The organism is Nocardioides pyridinolyticus (genome assembly GCF_054653575.1).
Genome location: NZ_BAAIFY010000001.1, coordinates 13,293 through 38,985, shown reverse-complemented (window position 1 = coordinate 38,985; position 25,693 = coordinate 13,293). Strand labels below are relative to the sequence as shown.

Sequence of the window (25,693 nt, the reverse complement as noted above, 5' to 3'; positions counted from 1 at the left end):
AGTGAGCGCTGTGCTTACTCACTCACGACGTGTCACACCATCGTCTTCCCAGTTGAGAGCGTTCTTCTTGCTGGGTTGGACCCTGGGCGGCTCGCCCGGCATCTTCGGGTAGTCGGGCGGGAAGTTGAGCTCGCCGCCCGGGAGCTCCTCCCACAGCCGGAGCAGCGGCTCGAGGGAGTACGCCGCGTCGTCGATCGTCGCCCACGGGTCACCGTCGGCCACGCGGTCGGGGACGGTGAAGAGGTTGAAGTCGCGCGGGTCGGTGAGGTCGGCGAGCTCGTCCCACGTCACCGGCGTCGAGACCGGGGCCCCCGGCAGCGGGCGCAGCGAGTAGGCGGAGGCGATGGTGCGGTCGCGGTTGTTCTGGTTGAAGTCCACGAAGATGCGCTCACCCCGCTCCTCCTTCCACCAGTCCACGGTGACGCCCTCGTCGCGCCGCGCGAGCTCGCGGCCGAAGCCGATCGCGGCGTGCCGCACGTCGGTGAACTCCCACCGCGGCTCGATCCGCACGTAGATGTGCACGCCCCGGTTGCCCGAGGTCTTCGGGTAGCCGCGCAGGCCGAGCTCCTCCAGCAGCTCGCGCGCGACGCCGGCGACGCGGACGGCGTCGGTGAAGGTCGTGCCGGGCTGGGGGTCCAGGTCGATGCGCAGCTCGTCGGGGTGGTCGACGTCGCTGCGGCGTACCGGCCAGGGATGGAAGACCAGCGTGCCCATGTGGGCGCACCAGACCGGCACCGCGATCTCGGTCGGGCAGATCTCCTCGGCCTTCCGCCCGGACGGGAAGGTGATCTCGACGGTCTCCACGTAGTCGGGCGCCCCCTTGGGCACCCGCTTCTGGTAGAACGCGTCGGCGTCCCGGTCCTGCGGCCCGGTCGCCAGCTTCATCCCGGGGCGTACGCCGGAGGTCCAGCGCTCCAGCGCGGTCGGCCGGTCCCGGAGGGCTCGCATCAGCCCGTCCTCGACGCTCGCGAAGTACTCCGCGACCATCAGCTTGGTGACCTCGGGCGTACGGTCGGTCGCCTCGTAGATCACCCGGTCCGGGCTGGACACGCGGACGGCACGACCGCCCGCCTCGACCTCGGCTGCGGGGGTCTTGGCCATGACGCCGACCCTAGCCCGGTCAGAGCAGCGAGTTCGGCTCGAAGCGCGGCCGCCGGTCGGCGTCGTCGTGGGACGGGCGGACGAACTCGAAGCCGGCCGTGGTCACCAGCTCCGACTCCGGGCGCCCGTCGAGCGACCGCGCGCAGGCGACGTGCATCGGCGGCAGGTGGAAGGCGTTGCGGCCCACCTCCTGCTCGGTGCCCAGGAAGGCGATCGGGCGCCCCAGCGACTCCCCGCACACGCCGCAGATCCGGCTGAGCGCGCACTGCGTCGCCCAGGCCTTGGTCATCAGGCGTTCGGGCATCGGGCGCTCCGGCATCACGCGCTGCGCATCCATCCACCCAGCTCCTTCCGACGCGGCGGGCGCTCGGCGTCCGACTTCCGCTTGCGGTCGCGCGCCGGCGTCGGCGGCTCGGGCTGGTCGCTGGAGGTCATGCCGTTGGGCAGCGACAGCTTGATGATCGTGCGCAGGGCCTGGCCGTACTGCCGGTGCAGCGGGCCGGTCGTGTACGGCAGGTCGTACTTCTCGCACAGCTCGCGGACGCGCACCGAGATCTCGGCGTACCGGTTGCTCGGCAGGTCCGGGAACAGGTGGTGCTCGATCTGGAAGCCGAGGTTGCCGCTGAGGATGTGCAGCAGCGGGCCGCCCCTGAAGTTGGCGGCGCCGAGGATCTGCCGCAGGTACCACTCCGAGCGGCTCTCGTCCTCGATCTCCTCCTCGGTGAAGTGCATCGCGCCGTCCGGGAAGTGACCGCAGAAGATGATGACGTAGGCCCAGAGGTTCCGCGCCAGGTTGGCGGTCATGTTGGCGGTGAGCGTGGTCCTCCAGTTCCTGCCCGCGAGGGCCGGGTAGACGACGTAGTCCTTGAGCACCTGGTTGCGGCCCTTGCGGAGGATCTGGCGCAGCTGGCGCTTCATCTCCTTCGGGTCCTTCTCGCCCTTGCGGATCCGCTCGATGTCGAGGTCGTGGAGCGCCACGCCCCACTGGAACAGCGTGGCGAGCAGCGCGTTGCAGACTGGCTGGCCGAGGTTGTACGGCGACCACTTCTGCTCGCGCGCCATCCGGAGGATGCCGTAGCCGATGTCGTTGTCATAGCCGAGCACGTTGGTGAACTGGTGGTGCACGTAGTTGTGGCTGTGCTTCCACTGCTCGGCCGGCTGCGCGGTGTCCCACTCCCAGTTGGAGGAGTGGATCTCGGGATCGTTCATCCAGTCCCACTGGCCGTGCATGACGTTGTGGCCGATCTCCATGTTCTCGAGGATCTTGGCCAGCGCGAGCATGGACGCCCCCGCGACCCACGCCGGCTTCTTGTCGCTCGCGAACAGCGTCACCCGGCCGGCCGCGGCCAGCGACCGCTGCACCTTGATGATCCGGTTGATGTACGCCGCGTCGGCGGCGCCGCGCGACTCCTCGATCTCCGCGCGGATCGCGTCGAGCTCGCGGCCGATCTGCTCCACCTCCTCGTCGGTGAGGTGGGTGTACTCCTGGACGTCCGAGATCGCCATTTCGTCTCCCTGGGGTATCGGATGGGGTGTCGGATCAGATGTCGAGGGTGCAGTCGCCGACCGCGGCGGTCACGCAGGTCTGCACCTGTTCGTTGGGCTGGTCGAACTCCTCGCCGTTGCGCAGGTCGCGGACCCGGCCGCTGACGAGGGTGAGCGTGCAGGTGTGGCAGATGCCCATGCGGCAGCCGTAGGGCATGCCGACCCCGGCCTCCTCGCCGGCCTCCAGGACCGTGGTGGCACCGTCGGCCTCGACCGACTTGCCGGAGTTGCGGAAGGTGATTCGGCCGCCCTCCCCGCCCTCGCCGCCGAGCTCGAGCGAGAACCGCTCCAGGTGCAGACGGTCCTCGAGGCCGGCCTCCTCGAAGTGCGCGGTGATCGCGTCGAGCATCGGGCCCGGTCCGCACGCCCAGGTCTCGCGCTCGCGCCAGTCCGGGCAGATATCGTCGAGGTCGGCGAGCTCGAGCATGCCGTCGGTGTCGGTGTGCAGCCGGTGCACGGTGAGGGACTCGTGCTCGCGCTCGAGCCGGTCGAGCTCGTCGCGGAAGATCATCCGCTCCGGGGTCGGCGAGGAGTAGTGCATGACCACGTCCGGGAACGCGGTCCCGCTCGTCCGCGAGCGCCGGTCCATCGTCCGCAGCATCGCCATGACGGGGGTGACCCCGCTGCCGCCGACGAGGAACAGCATCGTCGCGGGCGGCGGCTCGGGCAGCACGAAGTCGCCCTCGGGCCGCGCGAGCCGCACGATCGTCCCGGGCGCGAGCCCGTTGACGAGGTGGGCCGACAGCTTCCCCTCGGGCATCGCCCGCACCGTGATCGCGATCGTCCGGCCGGAGCGCTTCGGCGGCGAGCTCACCGAGTACGACCGCCACTGGAACCGCCCGTCGACCTGGACCCCGATCCCGACGTACTGACCGGGCCGGTGGTCGTAGCGCCACCCCCACCCGGGCCGGATCACCAGCGTCGCGGCGTCGTCGGTCTCCGGCACGACCTTCTCGACGCGACCCCGGAGCTCACGCTCGCTCCACAGCGGGTTGATCAGACGCAGGTAGTCGTCCGGGTGCAGCGGGGTAGTCAGCTTCGCCCCGGCGCTCCGGAGCCGTTCCCACGGGACAGTGGCGGCCATGCCATCTGAGTGAACAGGTGTTCTCCGAGAGAGTCAACGCCCCGCACGGGTGGCTTCCCCCACTCTCTAGAATCGGGGCATGGCCTACAACGTGGAGAAGACCGACGAGCAGTGGCGTGAGGAGCTCTCGGCCGAGGAGTACGCGGTCCTGCGCCAGGCGGGCACCGAGCGGGCCTTCACCGGCGAGTACACCGACACCGAGACCACGGGCATCTACTCCTGCAAAGCGTGCCACGCCAAGCTCTTCGAGTCCGACACCAAGTTCCACTCCGGCTGCGGCTGGCCGTCGTTCTACCAGCCGATCACCGACACCATCGAGTACCTCGAGGACAACTCGCACGGCATGAAGCGGGTCGAGGTCCGCTGCGCCAACTGCGGCTCCCACCTCGGCCACGTCTTCCCCGACGGCTACGGCACGCCCACGGGCGACCGGTACTGCATCAACTCGATCAGCCTGACCCTGGAGCCGGCCGACTCCTGACCGGCCCCTGGCCCGCGTCGACCAGCATCGACGACACCACGACGACGCCCGCGCCGTGCTCCTCGTCGACCCAGGCCTGGAACGAGCCGTCGTCGTAGATGACGTCGACCAGCACGTGCCCGCCCTCCGCATAGGCGCCCTGGGCGCCGGGGAGGTCGCTGCCCACCTGCTCGGCGATCTCGTCGAGCTCCCCCTGGGAGAGCTCGACCGCGGGCCGCGGGAGCACCGGCTCGGCGTCGACGATCGGATTGTGGAGCGCGGCGGGGACGGCACTGTCGTAGCCGAACGTGGCGCCGTCCCAGGTGCCCGTCACCACGAACAGGCCCCACCGGGTGTCCTGCTGGCGCTCGAACACGCCGTCGTGGTCGGCCCAGTCCCAGCCCTCGATCGGTGGGCCACCGCACTGGGGCGGCCACGACTCCGCGACCGGGCCGAGGCAGAGCTCGGGGCTCCCGGTGTCCATCACCGTCACGATGCCCCGGGTGGTCACCTGGCCGGGTGCTGCGGGTACGGCGGTCGGCATCGCGTCGGAGGGGCCCGAGGGATCGGTGGCGGTCGCGCCGTCCTCGCTGCCGCACGCGGCGAGGACGAGGAGCAGCGCGGCGAGCGCCGACGCCGTCCTCATCCGACCACCTCCAGCGCCGAGCCCACCACGACGGTGCCGGTGCCGTACTGCTGGTCCACCCAAGCCTGGATGGTGCCGTCGTCGAAGACGACCCCGACCTCGACCTGGTCCAGGCCGCGACCCGAGGAGAGCGTGCCGGGCAGCAGGTCGTGGACCTCCTGCTGGATCCGGCCGAGCTCGGCGTCGGTGTGCTGCGCCCCGAGCACGCAGAGGCCACCGCCCCACACCTCGCGGAGGGCGTCTTGCGCCGCGGCGGGGTCGCCGGTCACCCGCACGTTGACGATCCATCGGGAGGCGTCGAGGTCACCCGCGAGCGCGTCCTGGTCCATCTCCTCGGGGCTGCGGCCGTCGGGCGAGGTGTCGATGAACGAGTAGGCGTAGTCGCGCAGTCGCCTCGCCGTGCCGAAGGCCCGGTCCTGGTCACCCTGCGAGGTGCGCCCGGCATCGACGACCCACCCGCCCTCGGGCTCCTCGCACGGCGTGGTGAAGTCGTGGTCGCCCGAGTCGTCGTGCTCGCCGGTCCACGCCGCGGCAGGGACCACCGCTGCCGGCGTCATCGAGGTGCCGTCGAAGGCGCCGGTCACGACGAACTCGCCCCACCGCACGCCCCGCACGTCCTCGAAGTCACCGGCGTGCTCGGACCAGTCCCAGCCGACGAGCGGCGGCCCGCCGCACTGGGGCGGCAGGGAGGTCGCGACACCACCCAGGCAGAGCTCGGCCCCGCCACCGTCGTCGAGGACCGTGACCGGCCCCCCGGTGGTGACCTCGCCGCCGGGAGCGGGCACGCCGTCGGGACGCTCGACGGGCGTCGCGATAGCGGCCGGGGCCGGGGACCTCTCCGTGCCGCAGGCCGGGAGCAGCAGCAGAGCGGCCAGCGCGAGCGCGGTCCTCATGACCGGTACGACGCAGGCGGCGGCGTACCGGTTCCGGTCAGGGCAGGCGGTCGATGAGCTCCGAGATGCCGACGAGCGCGCCGGTGTAGAACGGGATCTCCTCGCGGACGTGCCGCCGCGCCTCGGACCCGCGCAGGTGACGCATCAGGTCGACGATCCGGTACAGCTCGTCGGCCTCGAAGGCGAGGATCCACTCGTAGTCGCCGAGCGAGAAGCTGGCCACGGTGTTCGCCCGGACGTCCGGGTAGTCGCGGGCCATCTTGCCGTGGTCGGCGAGCATCCGGCGGCGGTCGGCGTCCTCGAGGAGGTACCACTCGTAGGAGCGCACGAACGGGTAGACCGAGACGTGCCGGCGTGGCTCCTCGTCGTTGAGGAACGCAGGCACGTGGCTCCTGTTGAACTCCGCCGGGCGGTGCAGCGCCATCTGCGACCAGACCGGGGCGAGGCGGCGGCCGAAGGCGGTCCGGCGGAACCGGTTGTAGGCGTCCTGGAGCTCCTCGGAGGTGGCGGCGTGCCACCAGACCATCAGGTCGGCGTCGGCGCGGATGCCCGACACGTCGTACACGCCCCGCACCACCACGTCGGCCTCGGCGAGCTCGGCGAAGAGCTTCTCCACCTCGGCCCCCTCGGTCGGGCGGTCCGCGTCGCCGAGCGGGTCGTCGAGCCGGAAGACCGACCACATCGTGTAGCGGATGCTGTCGTTGATCTCCCGGGCCCGCTGCGCCTTGCTGCTCATGCCTCCATTGTGCAAGGTCGCCGAGCGCGTGCGGCAAGCGCCTGCCCCGAGGGCATCACCTGCGAGACGATCCTCGAGATCTGCGCGGCCTCCGGCATCCCGACCGTGGTCGGCGACTTCTCGCTCACCGAGGTCTACAGCGCCGACGAGGTGTTCGTGACCGGCACCATGGGCGGCGTGACGCCGGTCCTCACCGTCGACGGCCGCACCATCGGCTCGGGCTCGCCCGGCCCGTTCGTGCGCAGGCTGTCGGCGGCGTCCTCGAGCGCACGGCGGTGGAGGGGACCGTCGTCGTCTAGCCCCTGGCGGCGGCGTACCCACGGACGTTCCTGTCGTGGGGAGCGCGGCGCTCCCGGACAGCAGGATCGTCCGTGGCTACGCCAGCGGACCCAGGTCCCCCACCCCGCGATGGGCCGAGGCGATGACCGCGGGGATGCCGACACCGTCGTAGGCGGCGCCGCAGAGGGCGAGGCCGGGGAGGGTGGCGACGGCGGCGCGGATGCGGGCGACGCGGTCGAGGTGGCCGACGGCGTACTGCGGGAGGCCGCCGCCCCAGCGCTGGACGTGGGTGTCGACCGGCTCGGCCGACAGTCCGACGGCGTCGCGCAGGTCGGCGAGCGACCACGCGACGAGCTCCTCGTCGGAGGCCTGGAGGGTGGCCTCCTCGCCGTACCGGCCGAGCGAGGTGCGCATCAGCAGGAGGCCGGCGGCGGCGGCGCGGACCCAGCCCCACTTGGCGAACGAGAACGTCGCCGCCTTGATCCGGCGGCCCTCGACCGGCGGGACGAGGAAGCCCGAGGAGTCCGTCGTCGCGAGCTCGGGCGCGGAGGACTCGCGGAAGGCGAAGGTGACCACGGCCATCGACGCGTACTCGACCTCGGCCAGCTCGGCCGCCGCGAGCGGCGCCACCGTGGAGAGCAGCCGCGCCGCCGCCGCCGCGGGTACGGCGAGCACCACGGCGTCCGCCTCCACCAGCTCGGGCGACGTGGTCGGCCCCACGGTCAGCGCCCAGCCCGACTCGGTGCGGCGCAGCTCGCGCACGGTCGCGTCGGTCCGCACCGGGAGCGTGGCGGCGAGCAGCTCGGGCAGCCGGGCCATGCCGCCGGCGATGCCGGCGAAGACCGGCGTGGTGGACGGCTGCTGCACCAGCGAGCCGCCCTCGACCAGCGTGACCAGCTGCGGGACGGCGGCGCGGGTCGAGATCCGGCGGGCCTGACCGGCGTACACACCGCCGAGCAGCGGCTCGACGAGACGGTCGGTGACCTCGGGCCCCCAGACGGCGTCGACCAGGTCGCCCACCGAGACGTCCCCGTCGACGGAGAAGGGGGCGGGCGACCGGAAGCGCTCCAGGCCCTCCGGTGACAGCACGCCGGACGAGGCCGGGTCGTCGAGCGGCACGCCCATGAGCGAGCGCGGCAGCGGCCGCAGCGCGCCGCCGGTCCAGATGCGGGACGACGCGAGCGTCGGGTGCTCGACCGGCAGGCCGAGGTCGGCGGCGAGGGCGATGCCCTCGGGGCGCCGGTTCAGCATCGCCTCGGCGCCGACGTCCACCGCGACACCGCCCACCGACGCCCGGTGCAGCTTGCCGCCGACGCGCGGCGAGGCCTCCAGCACGAGCACCTCGTGGCCGGCGGTGGCGAGGTCACGCGCGGCCGTCAGACCGCCGATCCCGGCGCCGACCACCACCACCGTGCCCATGTCGTCAGTGTGGCAAAGGGTTCCCGCGCCGCGACGGCGGGTGCGCACCGCCGCGGCGCGGGAGGATCAACCGGCCAGCCGGCCGAAGCCGCTGCGGTGGAACACGAGCGGCGAGGACGTGCCTGCCCCGGAGAGCTGCGCCGTCTCGACGCCGTGCAGCTCCAGCAGCACGATCGTCTGGTCGCCCGCCTCCACCTCGCGGTAGATCGTGCAGTCGAAGCGCGCCAGGCCGTCCTCGAGCAGCGCGGCGCCGTCCTGGGTCGTCGTCACGGCCAGGCGCTCGAAGCGCTGCTCGACCGGGCCGGCGAGCTGGCGGCAGACCACGTCGTGGTGGTCGGCCAGGACCGTCACGCCCAGGCGGGCGGCCCGCCGCAGCGTCGGCCAGGTCTTGGAGGTGTTCGCGAGAAGGACACCAGCGCGGGCTCGAGGCTCACCGCGGTGAACGAGCTCGCGACGAGGCCGACGAGCTCGCCGTCGACCTCGGCGGCCACGGCCACCACCCCGCTCGGGAAGACCCCGAAGGCCTCCCGGAGCCGCGTCGGGTCGAGGTCCTGGTTCGTGGACAGGTGCGTGACGGTCATGCGGAGACTCCCGTTCCGAGGCTGTCGAGGATGGCGGTGATCGCGGGCCGCGTGAGGTCGAGCCAGTGCCGGTAGGCCTCCGGGTCCTCGTAGGCCGAGTCGACGACGTAGAGGCCCTTGCCGGGCACGAGCCCACCGATCTCGGTGAGCACCGGCCGCAGCGTGAGCTCCGGCGCCATCGCGTGGGCAGGGCCGGCACCGAGCATGAGGGGTACGGCGACGCCGCGCAGCCCGTCGGTCGCGAACCGATCGAGGAAGAGCTTGAGCAGCCCGGTGTAGGCGCCCTTGTACGTCGGCGACGCGAAGACGACCAGGTCGGCGGCACCGACCTCGGCCACGACGTCGGCGACGACCTCGTCCTGCCAGTCCAGGAGCCGCGGCCCGAGGTCGGCCAGGTCGACGACATGGTCGGGGTCACGGCCGACCAGCTGCCGGGCGAGGTAGGTCGCCGCGGCCAGGGTCCGGCTCCGCGGCTTGGGGTTGCCGACGACGACCGAGACCCTGCCGGATTCGAGGGTGGATCCCCAGGCGGTCACGAGGCCGCTGCCCTCTGGCCGAACGGCACGTAGGCGCCGCCGGTGGCCGGAGCGGGGTTCTCCCAGAGGCCCCGGCGCTCGAGCTCGGGCAGCACCCCCTCGCCGAACCAGTAGCGCCGTCCCGGCACCGCCGCGGACCAGGCCGACTCCGGCCCAGAGGTTCGGGTGGATGACCAGGCCGTCCTTGCTGCCCTTGTTCAGGTCGAGCATCCGCTGCTGGCCGACGGACTCCGAGAGCTTGAGGCCCTCCTGGACCGACCTGATGTCGTCCTCGGAGATGCCGGCGAGCAGCCGGTCGGCCTCGGCCCACGCGGCCTCGGAGGTGTCGCGGGCGATCGTGTGCAGCCGGATGCCGAAGCGGAGCTCACGGCCCTCCTCGGCCGCCAGCCGGCGGACCAACTCCACCTTCTCGGCGACCGCGGCCGGCGGCTCGCCCCAGGTGAGGTAGACGTCCACGTGCCGGGCCGCGACGCGGCCGGCGATCGGCGAGGAGCCGCCGAAGTAGATCTCCGGCAGCGGGTCCGGAATCTGCGGGAGCACGGCGTCCTCGACGCGAAGGTGCTTGCCCTCGAAGGTGACCGGCTCTCCCGTCCACAGCGCCCGCACGATCGCGAGGAACTCGTCGCAGCGCTCGTAGCGCTCCTCCTTGTCGAGGAAGTCGCCGAACATCCGCTGCTCGTGGCTCTCGCCGCCGGTGACGACGTTGAGCGCCAGCCGTCCGCCGGAGAGGTTCTGGAAGGTGCCGGCCATCTGGGCGGCGACGTACGGCGAGGTCAGGCCGGGCCGGAAGGCGACCAGGAACTTCAGCCGCTCGCTGAGGCTGCTCAGCATCGCCGTCGCCACCCAGGCGTCCTCGCACCACGCGCCGGTCGGCGTCAGTGCCGCCTCGAAGCCGAACCGCTCGGCGCTGCGCGCGATCTGGCCGAGGTACGGCACCGACGCGGGACGACCGGCGGCACCGGCGCTCACGCCGTGCCCGCCACCGACGACGTGGCGGCCGTCGCCTCCGTTGGTCGGCAGGAACCAGTGGAACTTCAGGTTGCTCATCGCTCCCTCTCGGACGATTACTCACTTATGTTGATCAGATTGATGTACTTTTAGTGCTGGTTCAAGCCGCCGGGGCGGTTCCGGCGGGCGGAGTCGGCGATGGGGTGACAGGCAGGACCTGGCACCCACGAGGAGGACACGGTGCGCATCGAACAGCTCGAGTACATCGCCGCGGTGACCCAGCACGGGTCGCTGCGCCGGGCCAGCGAGCGGCTGCACATCTCGCAGCCGGCGCTCAGCGAGGCGGTGTCCAAGCTCGAGCGTGAGCTCGGCGTGACCCTCCTCGACCGGCGCCGGTCCGGCTCGCGGATCAGCCGCCGCGGTCGCGAGCTGCTCCAGAACATGGTCGAGGTGCTCGAGGCCGTCGACCGCCTGCGCACCGCCGCCGGCGACCAGGCCGCCGGCCAGCACGTCGTGCGCGTCGGCACGGTGAGCGCCGCGACGTCCACCCTGCTCGTGCCCGCGGTCCGCGACTTCCGCGCCGCCAACCCCGGCAGCAGCGTCGAGGTGGTGAACACCCAGCAGGCCGAGATCCACCAGGGCGTGCTGGACGGCGGGCTCGACCTGGGCCTGGTCAAGGTGCTCAAGGGCGACGACCCGCCGCCGGACCTGGTCGCGACCAGCCTCGTCCACGGCCGGCCGGTCGCCGTCCTGCCGGCCGGCCACCCGCTCACGGCGTACGACGAGGTCACGACCGACGGCGCCGAGCTCGGCAAGGTGATGGTCGCCGAGGGGCTCGGCCTCACGGTCCTCCCCGACTACAGCGTCCTCGGCGACCCGATGGAGCGGCCGGCCTCATCACGGTGCGGCCACTCGCCAACGACAGCACCACCGTGAGCCTGGTGCTCCAGCAGCGCCCGCAGCAGCACGTGCCGCGCCCGGTCCGCGACCTCGAGGCGGCCCTGGTCACCCACGCCCGGGCACACCGGGCGACCCGCCCGGGAACCCAGCGCACGGAGGCCGCGTCCTAGCCGACATGTTGTCGCGCGTCGCCGTCCTCCCCGCCGCCCTCCTCGCCGTCCTCCTCGGGCTGGCCGCCTGCAGCGGCGGCGACTCGGACTCCGAGGACTCCCCCGCGTCGAGCGACGCCGGCGGCTCCGTGGCCGCCGGAGCGCGGGCCGACGCCTTCATGGCCGAGTCCGACGGCAACACGGTGCGGGGCGCCGCCGAGCAGGAGAAGCCGGTCGACGTGGTGGAGCGGTCGGTCATCCGCAGAGGCAACGTCGAGCTGCGCGCCGCCGACGTCGGCAAGGCGCAGTTCGAGGTCCAGCAGGTCGTCGACCGGTACGCCGGCCAGGTGACCGCCGAGGAGACGACCACGGACGACGACGGGGAGCCGGCGTACACCCGGATGGAGCTGCGCATCCCGACCGAGAGCTTCGCCGAGGCCATGGACGCGCTCAAGGGGGCCGCGGAGTTCGAGTCGGCCTCGACCGGCGAGAAGGACGTGACCGCGAAGGTGATCGACACGCAGACCCGGCTGGCGGCGCAGCGGCGGAGCATCGCCCGGATCACCGTGCTGTTCGACCGGGCCGAGAGCATCCGCGACATCATGCGGATCGAGTCCGAGCTCTCCCGGCGCCAGGCCGACCTGGAGTCCCTCGAGCGGCAGGCGGCCTACCTCAGGGGCCAGACCTCGATGTCGACGATCACGGTCAGCATCGACCAGATCGCCGCCAAGAGTGGGCAGAAGGACGACACCGACGACGCCGGCTTCGTCACCGGACTGAAGGCCGGGTGGCACGCGCTGACCACCTTCGCCGCCGCCCTGGCCACCGCGCTCGGCGCGCTGCTGCCCTGGCTGGTCGTCCTCGCGATCTTCGGGTTCCCGGCGCTGCTCGTCTGGCGGCGCCGCCGGGCTACGTCCGACCCTGGACGAACTCCGTCAGCCGCTTGAGCTGGTCGGGGTCGGTCGACGGGATGACCCCGTGGCCGAGGTTGAAGATGTGGCCCTTGGCCGCCTTGCCGGCCTCGATCACCTGAGCGGCCCGCTCGAGCATCACCTCGGTCGGCGCGAACACCAGCGTCGGGTCGAGGTTGCCCTGCACGCCGCGGTCGCCGACCTTGCCGATCGCCTCGCCGAGCGGGGTGCGCCAGTCGACGCCGACCACGTCGGCACCGGCCTCGCCCATGAGGCCGAGCAGGTTCGCCGTACCGACGCCGAAGTGGATGCGCGGGACGCCGAGCGCGCCGGCCCGCTCCAGCACGCGGGCCGAGTGGGGCATCACGTGGGCGCGGTAGTCGTCGGGCGTGAGAGCGCCGGCCCAGGAGTCGAACAGCTGCACGGCCGAGGCGCCGGCACCGACCTGCACCTCGAGGTAGGCCGCCGAGATGCCGGCGATCTTGCGCATGAGCGCGTCCCACACGTCGGGGGCGCCGAACATCATCGCCTTGGTCTTCGCGTGCTCCTTCGAGGGCCCGCCCTCGACGAGGTACGACGCCACGGTGAACGGCGCTCCCGCGAACCCGATCAGCGGGGTGCCGCCGAGCTCCCCGACCAGGCCGCGGACGGCCTCGGCGATGAACGGCACGTGCTCGGGCGTGAGGTCCGGGATCGCCTCGACGTCCTCCCGGGTGCGGACCGGCTTCGCGACCACCGGACCGATGCCGGGCTTGATGTCGAGGTCGACGCCGACGGCCTTGAGCGGCAGCACGATGTCGGAGAAGAAGATGGCCGCGTCGACGCCGTACCGGCGCACGGGCTGGAGCGTGATCTCCACCACGAGGTCGGGGTCCATGCAGGACTCCAGCATGCCGATGCCCTCGCGCACCTTCAGGTACTCCGGCAGCGAGCGACCCGCCTGGCGCATGAACCACACGGGCGTGTGCGGCACCGGCTCACCCCGGGCGGCCTTGAGGAACGCGCTCTGGGAGGGGTCTGCCGGGCTGCTCACACGGTGAAGGGTCGCAGGTGAACCGGCGTGTTCGCACATCGGGATCGCGGGATCGACCTACTGTGACCTCATGGTCGTCGGTCAGGAGACGCACCCGGGTTCGGGTGCGGGTGCCGCGCCCCAGGAGTTCCGGGACGCGGTCGCGACGATGCATGCTGCCCGGCTGCGGCCCGAGATCTTCTGCGAGGAGATGCCGGCGCCGCAGCGGATCGCGCCGTACGCCTCCGCGCTCTCGGCCGACGTGACCGTCGACGACACCGACCTCGGGACCGGCCGGATCATCCTGCTGCACGACCCGGCGGGCAACGACGCCTGGGACGGCACGTTCCGCTGCGTCGCCTACGCCCGCGCCGAGGTGGACGTCGAGCAGGCGGTCGACCCGATGCTCGGCGCCGTCGGCTGGTCCTGGCTGACCGAGGCGCTCCAGGCGCACGGCGCGTCGTACGCCGCGATCTCCGGCACCGTCACCCGGGTCTCCACCGAGAGCTTCGGCGGGATGGCCGAGGAGGGCGGCACCGCGCAGATCGAGGTCCGCGCGTCGTGGACGCCGCTCCAGCCCGACGACGCCCCCGCCCTGGCGCCCCTCGACCTGGCCCCGCACGTGGAGGCCTGGGGCGAGCTGCTGTGCACGGCGGTGGGACTGCCGCCGGTCCCCGACGGGGTCGCCGTGATGCCGAGCCGCCGCGGACAGCGGGGCTCGGGACACTGAGATGACCTCTGACCAGACTCCCGAACCGCCCCTCCTCACGCTGCGCGACGGACTGCCGCCCCTCGTCGACACCCCGGAGGGCCTCGCCGAGGTGTGCGAGAAGCTGGCCGCCGGCACCGGCCCGGTCGCGATCGACGCCGAGCGGGCGTCCGGCTACCGCTACTCCTCGCGCGCCTACCTGATCCAGCTGCGCCGCGAGGGCTCGGGCACGTTCCTCGTCGACCCGATCCCGTTCGGCGCCCTGCCGGAGCTCCAGGAGGTGCTCGACGGGACCGAGTGGATCCTGCACGCCGCGACCCAGGACCTCCCCTGCCTGGCCGAGGTGGGCCTGACGCCGACCACGCTCTTCGACACCGAGCTGGCCGGCCGGCTGCTCGGCTACCCCCGCGTCGGCCTGGCCACGCTGGTGGAGAGCCTGCTCGGCCACCGCCTCGCCAAGGAGCACTCCGCGGTCGACTGGTCGACCCGCCCGCTCCCCGGACCGTGGCTGGAGTACGCCGCCCTCGACGTCGAGGTGCTCGTCGAGCTGCGCGCCGTCATCGCCGACGCACTCGTCGAGGCCGGCAAGGACGAGTGGGCGCGGCAGGAGTTCGAGCACCTGCGCGGGTTCGAGCAGCCGACCCGGGTGGACGCCTGGCGGCGTACCTCCGGGATGCACAAGGTGCGCGGCCGCCGCGGCCTGGCCGCCGTCCGCGAGCTCTGGGAGACCCGCGACGCGATCGCCGAGCAGCGCGACGTCACCCCCGGCCGGATCCTCCCCGACTCCGCGATCGTCGCCGCCGCGCAGGCGATGCCGGCCGACAAGGCCGCGCTGATGTCGACCAGGGGCTTCCACGGCCGCGGCGCCGACCGGTACGCCGCCCGCTGGGTCGCCGCGATCCGCAGGGCTGCCGAGATCGACGACTCCGAGCTGCCGGCGCGCTCGCCGCGCGGCGACGGTCCGCCGCTCCCCCGGGCCTGGGCGGAGAAGGACCCGGTCGCCGCCCGGCGCCTGACGATCGCGCGCGACGCGATGGCGGCGAAGGCGACCGAGCTCGAGCTCCCGGTCGAGAACCTGCTCACGCCCGACTACCTGCGGCGCACGCTCTGGACCCCGCCGGCCACCCGCGACCCGGAGCAGCTCGGCCCCGCCGTCGCGACGCAGCTCGCCGGGTACGGCGCCCGCCCGTGGCAGGTCGACATCGCCGGCCCGATCGTCACCGACGCGATCCTCGCCGCCGAGGTCGAGCCGGAGGGGTAGTCGGACTCGGTCCCGCTCGTTGCTGATTCATCACGGTAGGCAGGTGAACCGTCACTTCCCGCGGTGGGCATGCCACGGGGAGTGCACACTCGTATGCCTACCGTGATGAATCGGCAGCGCGCAGCCCGACTCGGTCTCCGTCCCCGCGCCGCCCCGACGCCTACTCCGACTCCGACGCCTCGTCGGTGGGCGACGGCTCGGGGGTGTAGTCCGGGTCCAGGATCGACCGGGAGGTCTCGTCGATCCGCTCGGTGATGCCGTCGAGGTCGAGCACGCCGACGCCGTAGACGAGCTGCTCGAGGTCAGGGCGCACGGCCTCCTCGACCGCGGGCAGGGTGTCGACGAGCGGCCCGAAGTCCATGGCGCGCACGGCCGAGTTGAAGACGTTCGCGTGCAGCGGCTGGCGGCCCGGCTGGAGGAAGGTGTCGGAGAGCGCGACCTCGAGGTTGGCCGGCGCGAGGTAGCCGGTGCGGGTCACGACCCCGACCGACTCGGCGGAGAGCTCGTGGACCATGAAGTCCGCGGCCGCCGAGGTGCTGGAGGCCTTGCGGGAGAGGCAGAGCGCGGCCACGTCGCCGACCGTGGACGCGCTGTCGAGCACCGGCATCGGGAGCACGTCGAAGTGGAGGCCGGACACGAGCCGCAGCTGCGGAGTGAGGCCGCGGTAGCCCGCGATCATCCCGAGCTTGCCGCGCTTAAACCAGGAGAGCGCCGAGGCCTCCTCGAGCTGCTCCGGGGCGAGCGTCACCTGCGGGTTGCGCAGCACCTGGAGGGTGCGCTCGAGAGCGGACCTGGAGTCGTCGCTGGAGAACGAGAGCGACTTCGGGTCGCCGCCGTCGTCGAACACCGACCCACCACCGGACGCGATGAACGGCGAGAGCCCGGGCAGCGTCGCCGCGATGTGCACGCCCTTGGTGCCCTTGCGGGGCCGGCTCGCGAACTCGGCCGCGGCCGCGAACTGCTCGAAGCTCCAGCTGGTCGCGTCCACGTCGGGTGCGTCCAGCCCGCGCTCCCGCATCCGCTCGAGGTCCACGAGGTCGGTGTTGTAGTAGATGACCATCGGCGAGACGGCGTACGGCATGCACTGGAGCCGGTCGTTGGCGCTGAACGCCTGGAGGGCGTCGCGCGAGTAGCCGTCGCCGAACGGGATGCCGCGCTCGTCGAGGAGCTCGTCGACCGGCTGGGTGTAGTTGTTGTCGAGCAGCCAGCGCAGGTCCGAGCGCGAGGCGAGGAACACGTCGGGGACCTCGCCCGCCTCGAGCGCGGCGCGCATCTCCTCGCGGGTCTCCCAGCTGTGCTGCTCGACCTCGGGGCCGTCGGTCTCCCGGTTCCAGTCGTCGACCGTGTCCTGGAACGCGTCCGTCTGGGCCTCGGGCCCGTAGACGCCGAAGGTGAGGGTCGTCGGCGCCTGGGAGGTCGGCGGCGAGGGCCGCGTCCGCGGCTCCCCGGCGTCGTCCGTGCAGCCCACCGCGGCCAGGGCGAGGCCCAGCACGGTGAGTGCCCCGACCGTCGTGCGGCGCACTCGGGTCCCCCTCACATCGCCTCCTCTGTCCACGTCGCCCGGGCCACCCTACCGAGTGTCGGAACCCGGCCCCGGCCCTCGGTCTCCCTACGATGGACGACGTGTCTCGGGTCCTCCTCGTCGCGGTGAGCCTGGCCGCCGCGATCTCGCTGGCCGGCTGCGGCTCCGACAGCAGTACGCCGGACAGCGCACCCGCTCCGGCCGACGAGCCGACCCGCACGCACGCGCCGCAGGCGAGGCCGAGCGCGACATCCGCACCGGCGCCGAGCACCACCCCCACCACGCCGACCACGTCGCCCTCGCGCTCCGCGAAGCGGCACAAGGTCGGCGAGCTCGCGCCGCTGCCCCGCGCCGCCGCCGCCGACGCGCACCTGCTCGACGCCGACCGGCTGCCGAGGTTCGACGGCCACACCTGGAAGCTGAGCTCGACCGACCACCCGGGCGCCGTCGGCGCCTGCCAGAAGACCGAGCTGGAGTCGATCGGCGCCGTCGAGGCCGTGAGCCGCCGCTTCACCGCCGACGACGGCCTCGCCGCGGTCCAGGTGGTCGCCCGCTTCCCCGACGCGAAGACGGCCTGGCGCGCCCACCAGGTGCTGGTCGCCTGGCGCGAGGACTGCGAGGAGCGGGTGCGCGACTCGACGGTCGGCCCGCTCCGGCCGGTCACCGTCACCGCGGGCACCGCCGACAGCTACCTCGGCTCGTTCCGCGCCCGCTCCGCCGGGCTCGGCATCCTCCGGTCGGGCGCCTTCCTGACGCTCGTCGAGGTGGCCGCCGGCCGCGAGGCGTACCCCACGAAGTGGGATCCGGCGCGGGTCGCCGTGCGGCGGATCGCCCGCACCTTTTAGACGACCTCCTCGACGACCTCCTCGACGACCTCCTCGACGACCTCAGAGCGTGTGGAAGCGTCGCGCCTCCGCGACGACCCGGTCGAACAGGCCGCGCTCCAGGGCGGCACCCTCCCGGCGTACGTCGACGGTCGACAGGGTGATCAGGCGGTCGAGCCGCACCTCGCTGGGCCGGCGCTCGCGGTCCCAGCCGCCGGTGCCGACGTCCATCCAGTGGCGTCCGGCGCGCGCCTCCTGCGCGGCGTCGCGGTCGTGGTCCTTGCTGGTCAGCGCCAGCCCGATCAGGCGCTCGCCGTCGCGCCCGAGGAGGAGCACCGGGCGGTCCTTCCCCTGCCGGGGGTCGTCCTCGTAGGGCACCCAGCCCCACACGACCTCGCCGGGGTCCGGACGGCCGTCCGCCCGCGGCGCGTAGGAGACCGCGGACGAGACCCCGAACGAGGTGCGTGGGCGACGGCGGAGGAGGCGGCGCAGCATGCCGGCCAAGATAGACCGGCCACGAGGGAGGAGTACGCCGGACCGGGAGCGCCTCACGGCGCGTGGCCGCTCGTAGCGGCTAATTTTGGGACCCGGGGCTGCCACAGCCCGACGTACTCCGCGAGAAGTGTAACGACCTCAGCCCAGTCCTTGTTCCATCTCCACATGACCCGCGGACTCGAGCTGCTCGGAGAGCACCAGCATCCGCTGGACCTCGGCGGTGGAGGCGGTGTGGAGGGCGGCGCGGCCGGCCGCGACGACCCGGGCGAACGCCGCCGCGCGCAGCAGCACGTCGGCGAAGTCGCTGCCGGCGATGCCTCGCAGCACCTCGTCGACCATCGCCTTGAGCTCGTCGGGCCCGGGCGGGTCGGCGACGCCCGCGACCACCCGCGCGACCTGGGCACTGCGCCGCCCGGCCTCGAACTCCCGCGCCACGCCGGCCGGGTCGGCGTACACCCACGAGCGCAGCAGGTAGATCCGCCACAGGCAGCCGGCGAGCGAGTCGGCGGGCGCGCCGGACCACACCTCGGCGATCGCCTCGATGCCCTCGGTGTCGGCCAGGTGGAGCAGCCGGTCCGCGACCTCGGCGTCGCCCGACTCGCGGGCGCCGCGGACCAGCAGGGCCGCCGCCCGGTCGGCCGCCTCGCTGACCAGCGCGGGGTCGTTGCCGCCGACGAGCGACTCGAAGTAGCCGCCGCCCGGCGTCATCGGGCGGTGGTGGCGGCGTTCCGTCATCCCGCGAGCGTACGTCGGATGCGCTGGTCGCTGACCGGGGTGGGCGTGCCGAGCTGCTGGGCCCAGAGCGACACCCGGTACTCCTCGAGCATCCACCGGACCTGCCGCAGCCGCTCCCCCGGCGGGCGGCCCTCGGGCAGCGCCTCGAGCTGGTGCAGGTAGGCGCTCTGGAGGTCGGCGATCTGGTCCATCAGCTGCCGGTCGCGGTTGACCTGGCTCTCCAGCTTCGCGCGGCGCTGCTCCAGCGCGGCGAGGTAGGTCGGGAAGCGGCGCAGCTGCGCGACGCCGGCCTCCCCGACGAACCCGCGGTGCACCAGGCGCCCGAGCTGCGCGCGCATGTCGGTGAGCGCGGGGAGCACGACGAGGTCGGCGCGGCCGCTGAGCGCCTTCTCCGCCCGGCGCCACCCCTCCAGCACGCGCATCACGTCGGCCATCACGCCGCGCATGTGGGCCTCCAGGTCCCGGCCGGCCTCCGCCTTGAGGGCCTCGTACGCCGCCTGGTCGCGCACCGGCGGGCGGGCGTCGACCGCGGCGCCGACGACGGCCGACCGGACGTCCTCGAGGAGCTCGCCGACGCTCGGGTACGGCGAGCCGGCCAGGCCGAGCTTCTCGGCGTTGCTCAGCCCGTCCAGCACCTGCTTGACCGGCGAGGGCAGCTCGACCAGCAGCAGCCGGCGTACGCCCAGCCGGTGGCGGGCCTCCTGCTCCTCCGCGGACCCGAAGACCTGGAGCCCGACGGTCTCGCCCTCGTCGACGAGCGCCGGGAAGACCTGCACCTCGTGGCCGGCGCGGCGCTGGGTCAACGACGCGCCGATGGTCCCGAAGACCCACGACGTCTCGCCGGTGCGGGCCAGCCCGCTCTCGGTCGCGACCTCGCGCATGGCCTCGGCGAACTTCGGCCGCAGCGGCTCCTTGAGCGCCTCCAGGTCCTTGCCGCGGGCCTGCTCCCTGCCGTCGTCGCCGACGACCCGGTAGGTCGGGCGCAGGTGCTCGGGCACCTTCGACCAGTCCCACGCGTCGCGCGGCACGACGACGCCGGTGGTCGAGCGGCCCCAGCGCTCGAGCGCGTCGAGCAGCGGCTCCTCGCCCGGCGGCACGGCCGCGAGGAACTCGCGGGCCTTGTTGGGGGCGGGGACGAAGTTGACCCGCAGGTTCTTGGGCAGGCTGCGGATCAGGCTGGTGACCAGCTCCTCGCGCAGGCCGGGGACGTTCCAGGAGAAGTCGTCGGCGTCGACCCGGTTGAGCGTCGCGACCGGGACCTCGATGGTGAGCCCGTCGTCCGCGGCGCCGGGCTCGAAGTGATAGCTGATCGGGAAGGTCAGCCCGTCTCCGCCCGATCCGGCAGCGTGCCACTCCTCCGGGTAGTCCGCGGCGCTGATCTCCTCGGCGGTGTCGTGGGTCAGCATCGCCGGGTCGAAGGTCAGCAGCCGGCCGTTGCGCTGCCGCTCCTGCTTCCACCACTGGTCGAAGTGCGCGCCGCTCACGACGTCGGCCGGGATCCGAGCGTCGTAGAAGTCGAACAGCGTGTGCTCGTCGACCACGATGTCGCGGCGACGGGCGCGGTGCTCGAGCTCCTCGGCCTCCTCGAGCAGCCGGCGGTTGGTCTCGAGGAACCTGTGCCGGCTCGACCACTCGCCGTACACCAGCGCGTGCCGGATGAAGAGCTCGCGGGCCAGCGCGGGATCGACCTTGCCGAACGCCACGAGGCGGTCGGTGACGAGCGGGACGCCGTACAGCGTGACGCGCTCGTGCGCGACGACGGCGGCGCGCTTCTTGCTCCAGTGCGGCTCGGAGTAGGTGCGCTTGACCAGGTGCGCGCCGACCCGCTCGGCCCACTCGGGCTTGATGGCGGCGTTCTGGCGGGCCCACAGGCGGCTGGTCTCGACGAGCTCGCCGGCCATGAGGAACTGCGGGTTCTTCCGGTGCAGCCCGCTGCCGGGGAAGATCGCGAACTTCGCGCCTCGGGCGCCGAGGTACTCGCGCGGCCCCTTCTTGTCGCGCTCGCGCTCCTCGAGCAGCCCGATGTGGCTGAGCAGCCCGGACAGCAGCGCCTGGTGGATGCCGTCGGCGTCCACCCCGAAGTCGGAGGGAGCGTCGGCGGGGTGGCCGACCGAGATGTCCATCTCCTTGCAGACCTGGCGGAGCTGGGACTCGAAGTCCTGCCACTCGCGCACGCGCAGGTAGTTGAGGTATTCGCGCTTGCACATCCGGCGGAACGCCGACGAGGACAGCTCCTTCTGCTGCTCCTTGACGTAGCGCCAGAGGTTGAGCCAGGTGAGGAAGTCGCTGCCCTCGGCCTTGAACCGCGCGTGCTGCTGGTCGGCCTGCGCCTTCATCTCGGCGGGGCGCTCGCGCGGGTCCTGGAGCGAGAGCGCGGCGGCGATCACGACGACCTCGCGCACGCAGCCGAGCTGTTCGGCCTCGAGGATCATCCGGGCCAGGCGCGGGTCGATCGGCAGGCGGGCCAGCCGCCGGCCGATCTTCGAGAGATTCCCCTCTCGCAGCGCGCCGAGCTCCTCGAGCAGCTGGACGCCGGCGGTGACGTTGCGCCGGTCCGGCGGCTCGACGAACGGGAACCGGGCGATGTCGCCGAGCCCGAGCGAGGTCATCTGGAGGATCACGCTGGCCAGGTTGGTGCGCAGGATCTCCGGGTCGGTGAACTCCGGCCGGCCCTCGAAGTCCTCCTGCGAGTAGAGCCGGATCGCGATGCCCGCCTCGACGCGGCCGCAGCGGCCGGACCGCTGGTTCGCCGAGGCCTGGCTGATCGGCTCGATCGGCAGCCGCTGGACCTTGGTGCGCACGGAGTAGCGGCTGATCCGCGCGACACCGGTGTCGACGACGTACCGGATGCCCGGGACGGTGAGCGACGTCTCGGCGACGTTGGTCGCCAGCACGACGCGGCGCCCCGTGTGCGGCTGGAAGACCTTGTGCTGCTCGGCCGCCGAGAGGCGGGAGTAGAGCGGCACGATCTCGGTGCGGGGCAGGTCCTTCATCGCGTCGGCGGTGTCGCGGATCTCGCGCTCGCCCGGCAGGAAGACCAGGACGTCGCCCGGCCCCTCGGCCGAGAGCTCCTTGACCGCCTCGACGATGGCCTCGGTCTGGTCGCGGACGACGGGCTCGCCCTCCTCGTCCTCCTCGGGGAGCTCCATCAGCGGGCGATAGCGGATCTCGACCGGGTAGGTGCGGCCGGACACCTCCACCACGGGTGCGTCGAAGTGGCGCGCGAACCGCTCGACGTCGATGGTCGCGGACGTGATGACGAGCTTGAGGTCGGGCCGCTTCGGCAGCAGCCGCTTGAGGTAGCCGAGCAGGAAGTCGATGTTGAGGCTCCGCTCGTGGGCCTCGTCGATGATGATCGTGTCGTACCGCTTCAGCATCCGGTCGCGCTGGAGCTCGGCCAGCAGGATGCCGTCGGTCATCAGCTTCACCCGGCTGCGCTTGGACGTGCGGTCGGTGAAGCGGACCTGGTAGCCGACGAGGTCCCCGAGCTCGGTCCTCAGCTCGCTCGCGATCCGCTCGGCCACCGACCGCGCCGCGATCCGCCGCGGCTGCGTGTGCCCGATGATCCCCTTCGACCCACGACCCAGCTCGAGACAGATCTTCGGCAGCTGGGTGGTCTTCCCCGACCCGGTCTCGCCCGCCACGATCACGACCTGGTGGTCCCGGATGGCCGCCGCGATGTCCTCGCGGCGCTGGGTGACCGGCAGCTCCGGCGGATAGACGATCTGGAGCTCCTCGGGCATGACCCGTCCATTGTGCCCGGTAGGTCCAGCGGGATGCGGCGTCGGTCAGCTGGAGGACTGCTCCTGCGGGAGCTGCTCGGCCCCGAAGCCGGGGCGCTGCGGGGGGTCCTGCGGCTGGAAGTTCGCCGGCCGGCCGCCCGGGCCGTCGGGGTGGGCGACGTACCCGATGAGGGCGCCGAAGCCGCCGCCGACCAGCGTGCCGATGACGAAGGCGCCGACGGTGGAGGCGACGAGGACGCGGAGGCCGACGGTACGGCGGGGACGGGGCTGCTCGACGGGCGCGGCCGGCGGAGGCGGGGGTGTGGGCTGGTCCAGGGTCTGCTGTTCGGTCATGCCCCCGAGCGTGCGGCGGCCGGCTGTGCGGACCCTGTGCGTGCCCTGGGCGTGCCCTGGGCGTGCCCTGGGCGTCGGCGGTGAGGAGGTCGTGAGTCCGGCACAGGGCGTTCACAGCGTTCGCACAGTTACCGTGAGCACGATGTCCGGCATGGAGCTGACCCGACCCGACGGATCCCCGCTGCGCGTCCTCGTCGTCGACGACGAGGTGAACATCGCCGAGCTGGTCTCGATGGCGCTGCGCTACGAGGGCTGGCACGTCACGGCCGCGCACACCGGGTCGAAGGCGGTGGCGGCGGCGAAGGACTTCAAGCCCGACGCCGTGGTGCTCGACATGATGCTGCCGGACTTCGACGGGCTGGAGGTGCTGCGCCGGATGCGCACGACCGCGCCCGACCTGCCGGTCGTCTTCCTCACCGCGAAGGACGCGGTCGAGGACCGGGTCGCCGGGCTGACCGCGGGCGGTGACGACTACGTGACCAAGCCGTTCTCGCTCGAGGAGCTGGTCGCCCGGCTGCGCGGGCTGATGCGAAGGTCCGGAGCGCACCAGGTGGCGACGGCCTCGCTTCTGGCGGTCGGAGACCTCACCCTCGATGAGGACAGCCACGAGGTCTTCCGCGGCGGCGAGGAGATCAGCCTGACCGCCACCGAGTTCGAGCTGCTGCGCTTCCTCATGCGCAACCCGCGCCGGGTGCTGAGCAAGGCGCAGATCCTCGACCGGGTCTGAACTACGACTTCGGCGGCCAGGCCAACGTCGTCGAGCTCTACATCTCCTACCTGCGGAAGAAGGTCGACGCCGGCCGCGTGCCGATGATCCACACCATGCGCGGTGCCGGCTACGTGCTGAAGCCCGCGAGCGCATGAAGCTGCTGAAGTCCCTCACCTCGCGGCTGGTCCTCACGACCGTCGCGCTGGTGCTCGCGGTCTCGGTGCTCATCGGCGCCGCGACCACGCTGGCGATGAGCCAGTACCTCCAGGCGCAGCTCGACCAGCAGGTCCGGCAGTCGGCCCGCTCGGGCCTCGGCGGGCCCGGCGTCGAGATCGATGCCATCCAGGCGCAGTTCCCGAGGTCCGGGGACGCCACCGGAATCGTGATCCGGCCGGCCGACTCCCGGCGCCCCGATCTCGTCGAGCTGGACGAGGAGGTGCTGGCCCGGCTCGCCGACGTGCCGTCGGACGGGCGCGTCCACACCGTGTCGGTCGCCCGGCTCGGCAGCTACCGCGTCATCGTCGAGGAGTTCCCGAACGGCACGCTGGTGACCGGCCTCCCCGAGGACGACGTCTCGAACACCGTGTTCCGGCTGGTCTGGCTCGAGGTGCTCTTCGCGCTGCTCGCGACGACCGTCGCGGCGGGCGCCGCGCTCGTCGTCGTACGCCGCCAGCTCCGGCCGTTGAAGGAGGTGGCGGCCACGGCGCACACGGTGTCCGCCCTGCCGCTGGACTCAGGTGACGCGGAGATCCCCGAGCGGGTGCCCGGCCACCTCACCGACGAGGACACCGAGGTCGGCCAGGTCGGAGCCGCCCTGAACACGCTGCTCGAGCACGTCGAGACCTCCCTCGCGGCCCGCCACCGCAGCGAGCAGCAGGTCCGTCAGTTCGTCGCGGACGCCTCGCACGAGCTGCGGTCGCCGCTGGCGACCATCGCCGGCTACACCGAGCTGGCCCGGCGCCGTCCCGACGACCCGGAGACGCTCGGGTCGGCGCTGGACAAGGTCGAGGAGGAGTCCGGCCGGATGACCTCGCTCGTGGAGGATCTGCTGCTGCTCGCCCGGCTCGACGCCGGCCGGCCGCTCGAGCAGGCGCCGGTCGACCTGACCCGGCTGCTGGTCGAGGCCGTCGCCGACGCCCAGGTGGTCTCCCCCGGCCACGCGTGGCGGGTCGACGTCCCGGACGACGCCGTCGACGCGCCGTACGAGGTCCTCGGCGACGAGCGGCGGCTGCACCAGGTCGTGACCAACCTGCTGACCAACGCGCGCAAGTACACCCCGGCCGGGACCACGGTCACCGTCACCGTGCGCCGCGACGGCTTCGCCGTCCACGACGACGGCCCGGGCTTCCCGCCCGAGCTCGTCGAGCACGCCTTCGAGAGGTTCGTCCGCGGCGACGCCGCGCGCACCCGCGGCGAGGAGGTCGGCGTCGGGCTCGGCCTGGCTCTGGTCGCGGCGATCGTGACCGCGCACGGGGGCAGCGTCCGGCTCACCTCCGTGCCCGGCGACACGACCGTGGCGGTCACGCTTCGCCTATGAGGGCTGCGTGACCTCGACGATCGCCGGGAGCGAGCCGGCCATGATGCCGAGCAGCTCGTCGCGGGTGATGCCGTCCGGGTCCGCGATCCAGGAGAGCACCAGCTCCTCGATCATCGCCGACCAGCCCCGCACGACCAGCCGGGTCGCCGCGGTGTCCGGGATGATCTCGCCCTGGGCGTCCTCGCGGAAGATCCGGCTGTTGAGCGCGGAGCGCGCCTCCTCGTAGATCTCGCGCAGCGTCTCGTTGCCGCCCTGCGCCGCCTTCACCAGCGACAGGTAGCCCTCGTGGTTGGCCACGACGTAGTCGAGGTACGCCGTCAGCGAGGTCAGCATCCGCTCCATCGGCTCGCCGTCCGCGGGCGGCGCGGTCTGCGCGATCAGGTCGTCGGCGGCCCGGCGGACGACCGCCTCGTGGAAGGCGTGCTTGTTGCCGAAGTAGTGGTAGAGCAGGCCACGGGAGATGCCCGCCTCCTCGGCGAGCAGGTCGATCGAGAGCTCGTCGAGCGAGCGGTGCGCGAGCAGCCGGACCCCGAGGTCGAGCAGCTGCTCCCGGCGCTGCTCCGGAGACAGGCGGGTGCGTGGCGACGTACTCTGGCTCACACCCCACACTCTATTGACACTTTTT

General features: G+C 72.7%; 24 protein-coding genes and 3 pseudogenes. 10 read left to right on the top strand and 17 right to left on the bottom strand.

Going from position 1 to position 25,693, the window contains the following annotated elements; genetic code table 11:
* Positions 1 to 18: 18 nt before the first annotated feature.
* Genes ACYQ0U_RS00195 through ACYQ0U_RS00180 form a run of 4 tightly spaced genes read right to left on the bottom strand, consistent with a single transcriptional unit; the run spans position 19 to position 3,730 of the window.
* A complete protein-coding gene (locus tag ACYQ0U_RS00195) occupies positions 19 to 1,101 on the bottom strand; it encodes a DNA polymerase domain-containing protein (protein ID WP_459968135.1) in 1,083 nt (360 codons plus the stop codon).
* A gap of 19 nt (positions 1,102 to 1,120) precedes the next feature.
* Positions 1,121 to 1,438 (bottom strand): hypothetical protein, encoded by a 318-nt coding sequence (locus tag ACYQ0U_RS00190; RefSeq protein ID WP_459968134.1) that lies wholly within the window; start codon positions 1,436 to 1,438, stop codon positions 1,121 to 1,123.
* Complete coding sequence (locus ACYQ0U_RS00185) at positions 1,420 to 2,607, bottom strand: fatty acid desaturase family protein (RefSeq protein ID WP_459968133.1); 1,188 nt, start codon at positions 2,605 to 2,607, stop codon at positions 1,420 to 1,422. The genes ACYQ0U_RS00190 and ACYQ0U_RS00185 overlap by 19 nt, the downstream gene beginning before the upstream one ends.
* A gap of 34 nt (positions 2,608 to 2,641) precedes the next feature.
* Entirely contained in the window at positions 2,642 to 3,730 is a 1,089-nt protein-coding gene (locus ACYQ0U_RS00180; protein ID WP_459968132.1) for a ferredoxin reductase, read from the bottom strand.
* A 79-nt stretch (positions 3,731 to 3,809) separates the two neighbouring features.
* Between ACYQ0U_RS00180 and msrB the strand changes: the two genes are divergently transcribed.
* Positions 3,810 to 4,211 (top strand): peptide-methionine (R)-S-oxide reductase MsrB, encoded by a 402-nt coding sequence (gene msrB, locus ACYQ0U_RS00175; RefSeq protein ID WP_459968131.1) that lies wholly within the window; start codon positions 3,810 to 3,812, stop codon positions 4,209 to 4,211.
* Here the strand turns inward: msrB and ACYQ0U_RS00170 are convergent.
* The 3 genes from ACYQ0U_RS00170 to hemQ are packed head-to-tail and all read right to left on the bottom strand — an operon-like array spanning position 4,180 to position 6,465.
* A complete protein-coding gene (locus ACYQ0U_RS00170) occupies positions 4,180 to 4,836 on the bottom strand; it encodes a hypothetical protein (protein ID WP_459968130.1) in 657 nt (218 codons plus the stop codon). The two genes, msrB and ACYQ0U_RS00170, sit on opposite strands and share 32 nt — an antisense overlap.
* Complete coding sequence (locus tag ACYQ0U_RS00165; protein WP_459968129.1) at positions 4,833 to 5,729, bottom strand: hypothetical protein; 897 nt, start codon at positions 5,727 to 5,729, stop codon at positions 4,833 to 4,835. The genes ACYQ0U_RS00170 and ACYQ0U_RS00165 overlap by 4 nt, the downstream gene beginning before the upstream one ends.
* Positions 5,730 to 5,766: 37 nt before the next feature.
* Positions 5,767 to 6,465, bottom strand: coding sequence for a hydrogen peroxide-dependent heme synthase (gene hemQ / locus ACYQ0U_RS00160; RefSeq protein ID WP_459968128.1), 699 nt, complete (start codon positions 6,463 to 6,465; stop codon positions 5,767 to 5,769).
* A gap of 9 nt (positions 6,466 to 6,474) precedes the next feature.
* Here hemQ and ACYQ0U_RS00155 point away from each other — a divergent pair.
* Positions 6,475 to 6,645 (top strand): annotated as a pseudogene (locus ACYQ0U_RS00155) (aminotransferase class IV); the annotation flags it as partial.
* A gap of 195 nt (positions 6,646 to 6,840) precedes the next feature.
* On the opposite strand, the gene hemG reads toward ACYQ0U_RS00155, so the two are convergent.
* The 3 genes and pseudogenes from hemG to ACYQ0U_RS00140 form a co-directional block, all read right to left on the bottom strand.
* Positions 6,841 to 8,163: a protoporphyrinogen oxidase gene (gene hemG / locus ACYQ0U_RS00150; RefSeq protein WP_459968127.1), complete on the bottom strand. Its 1,323-nt coding sequence runs from the start codon at positions 8,161 to 8,163 to the stop codon at positions 6,841 to 6,843.
* Positions 8,164 to 8,229: 66 nt separating this feature from the next.
* Positions 8,230 to 8,744: pseudogene (locus ACYQ0U_RS00145) on the bottom strand (flavin reductase family protein).
* Positions 8,741 to 10,327: an LLM class flavin-dependent oxidoreductase gene (locus ACYQ0U_RS00140; RefSeq protein ID WP_459968126.1), complete on the bottom strand. Its 1,587-nt coding sequence runs from the start codon at positions 10,325 to 10,327 to the stop codon at positions 8,741 to 8,743. The pseudogene ACYQ0U_RS00145 and the gene ACYQ0U_RS00140 overlap by 4 nt, the downstream one beginning before the upstream one ends.
* A 141-nt stretch (positions 10,328 to 10,468) precedes the next feature.
* Between ACYQ0U_RS00140 and ACYQ0U_RS00135 the strand changes: the two genes are divergently transcribed.
* From ACYQ0U_RS00135 to ACYQ0U_RS00125, 3 genes are read left to right on the top strand one after another with little or no spacing between them, the layout of a single operon-like run.
* A complete protein-coding gene (locus ACYQ0U_RS00135) occupies positions 10,469 to 11,164 on the top strand; it encodes a LysR family transcriptional regulator (RefSeq protein WP_459968125.1) in 696 nt (231 codons plus the stop codon).
* Positions 11,161 to 11,298: a hypothetical protein gene (locus ACYQ0U_RS00130; protein ID WP_459968124.1), complete on the top strand. Its 138-nt coding sequence runs from the start codon at positions 11,161 to 11,163 to the stop codon at positions 11,296 to 11,298. Before ACYQ0U_RS00135 ends, ACYQ0U_RS00130 begins: the two co-directional genes overlap by 4 nt.
* 5 nt (positions 11,299 to 11,303) lie before the next feature.
* Positions 11,304 to 12,224 carry a DUF4349 domain-containing protein gene (locus ACYQ0U_RS00125; RefSeq protein ID WP_459968123.1) on the top strand — a complete coding sequence of 307 codons (921 nt, stop codon included), beginning with the start codon at positions 11,304 to 11,306 and terminating at the stop codon, positions 12,222 to 12,224.
* Here ACYQ0U_RS00125 and hemE read toward each other — a convergent pair.
* Complete coding sequence (hemE, locus tag ACYQ0U_RS00120; protein WP_459968122.1) at positions 12,187 to 13,260, bottom strand: uroporphyrinogen decarboxylase; 1,074 nt, start codon at positions 13,258 to 13,260, stop codon at positions 12,187 to 12,189. The genes ACYQ0U_RS00125 and hemE overlap by 38 nt on opposite strands.
* A 31-nt stretch (positions 13,261 to 13,291) precedes the next feature.
* On the opposite strand from hemE, the gene ACYQ0U_RS00115 reads away from it, so the two are divergent.
* Together ACYQ0U_RS00115 and ACYQ0U_RS00110 are read left to right on the top strand one after the other, a co-directional pair.
* Positions 13,292 to 13,930 (top strand): DUF3000 domain-containing protein, encoded by a 639-nt coding sequence (locus ACYQ0U_RS00115; protein WP_459968121.1) that lies wholly within the window; start codon positions 13,292 to 13,294, stop codon positions 13,928 to 13,930.
* 1 nt (position 13,931) lies between these two features.
* Complete coding sequence (locus ACYQ0U_RS00110; RefSeq protein WP_459968120.1) at positions 13,932 to 15,170, top strand: ribonuclease D; 1,239 nt, start codon at positions 13,932 to 13,934, stop codon at positions 15,168 to 15,170.
* Positions 15,171 to 15,330: 160 nt separating this feature from the next.
* Here ACYQ0U_RS00110 and ACYQ0U_RS00105 read toward each other — a convergent pair whose 3' ends face one another.
* Positions 15,331 to 16,707 carry an ABC transporter substrate-binding protein gene (locus ACYQ0U_RS00105; protein ID WP_459968119.1) on the bottom strand — a complete coding sequence of 459 codons (1,377 nt, stop codon included), beginning with the start codon at positions 16,705 to 16,707 and terminating at the stop codon, positions 15,331 to 15,333.
* Positions 16,708 to 16,793: 86 nt separating this feature from the next.
* Here ACYQ0U_RS00105 and ACYQ0U_RS00100 point away from each other — a divergent pair, with 86 nt between their 5' ends.
* Entirely contained in the window at positions 16,794 to 17,537 is a 744-nt protein-coding gene (locus ACYQ0U_RS00100) for a hypothetical protein (protein ID WP_459968118.1), read from the top strand.
* A 42-nt stretch (positions 17,538 to 17,579) separates the two neighbouring features.
* Here ACYQ0U_RS00100 and ACYQ0U_RS00095 read toward each other — a convergent pair whose 3' ends face one another.
* From ACYQ0U_RS00095 to ACYQ0U_RS00080, 4 genes are all read right to left on the bottom strand, one after another.
* Positions 17,580 to 18,011 carry a type II toxin-antitoxin system PemK/MazF family toxin gene (locus tag ACYQ0U_RS00095; protein ID WP_459968117.1) on the bottom strand — a complete coding sequence of 144 codons (432 nt, stop codon included), beginning with the start codon at positions 18,009 to 18,011 and terminating at the stop codon, positions 17,580 to 17,582.
* Between the two features lie 138 nt (positions 18,012 to 18,149).
* Positions 18,150 to 18,746, bottom strand: a complete 597-nt coding sequence (locus ACYQ0U_RS00090; RefSeq protein ID WP_459968116.1) for a hypothetical protein — start codon at positions 18,744 to 18,746, stop codon at positions 18,150 to 18,152.
* Positions 18,743 to 22,489 (bottom strand): ATP-dependent RNA helicase HrpA, encoded by a 3,747-nt coding sequence (gene hrpA, locus ACYQ0U_RS00085; RefSeq protein ID WP_459968115.1) that lies wholly within the window; start codon positions 22,487 to 22,489, stop codon positions 18,743 to 18,745. The genes ACYQ0U_RS00090 and hrpA overlap by 4 nt, the downstream gene beginning before the upstream one ends.
* Positions 22,490 to 22,534: 45 nt before the next feature.
* Positions 22,535 to 22,822, bottom strand: a complete 288-nt coding sequence (locus ACYQ0U_RS00080) for a hypothetical protein (protein ID WP_459968114.1) — start codon at positions 22,820 to 22,822, stop codon at positions 22,535 to 22,537.
* A gap of 142 nt (positions 22,823 to 22,964) precedes the next feature.
* Between ACYQ0U_RS00080 and ACYQ0U_RS00075 the strand changes: the two are divergent.
* Both ACYQ0U_RS00075 and ACYQ0U_RS00070 read left to right on the top strand, forming a co-directional pair.
* Positions 22,965 to 23,686 (top strand): annotated as a pseudogene (locus ACYQ0U_RS00075) (response regulator transcription factor).
* Entirely contained in the window at positions 23,683 to 25,068 is a 1,386-nt protein-coding gene (locus ACYQ0U_RS00070) for a HAMP domain-containing sensor histidine kinase (protein WP_459968113.1), read from the top strand. Before ACYQ0U_RS00075 ends, ACYQ0U_RS00070 begins: the two are co-directional and overlap by 4 nt.
* Here ACYQ0U_RS00070 and ACYQ0U_RS00065 read toward each other — a convergent pair.
* Positions 25,063 to 25,668, bottom strand: a complete 606-nt coding sequence (locus tag ACYQ0U_RS00065; protein WP_459968112.1) for a TetR/AcrR family transcriptional regulator — start codon at positions 25,666 to 25,668, stop codon at positions 25,063 to 25,065. The genes ACYQ0U_RS00070 and ACYQ0U_RS00065 overlap by 6 nt on opposite strands.
* Between the last annotated feature and the right edge of the window lie 25 nt (positions 25,669 to 25,693).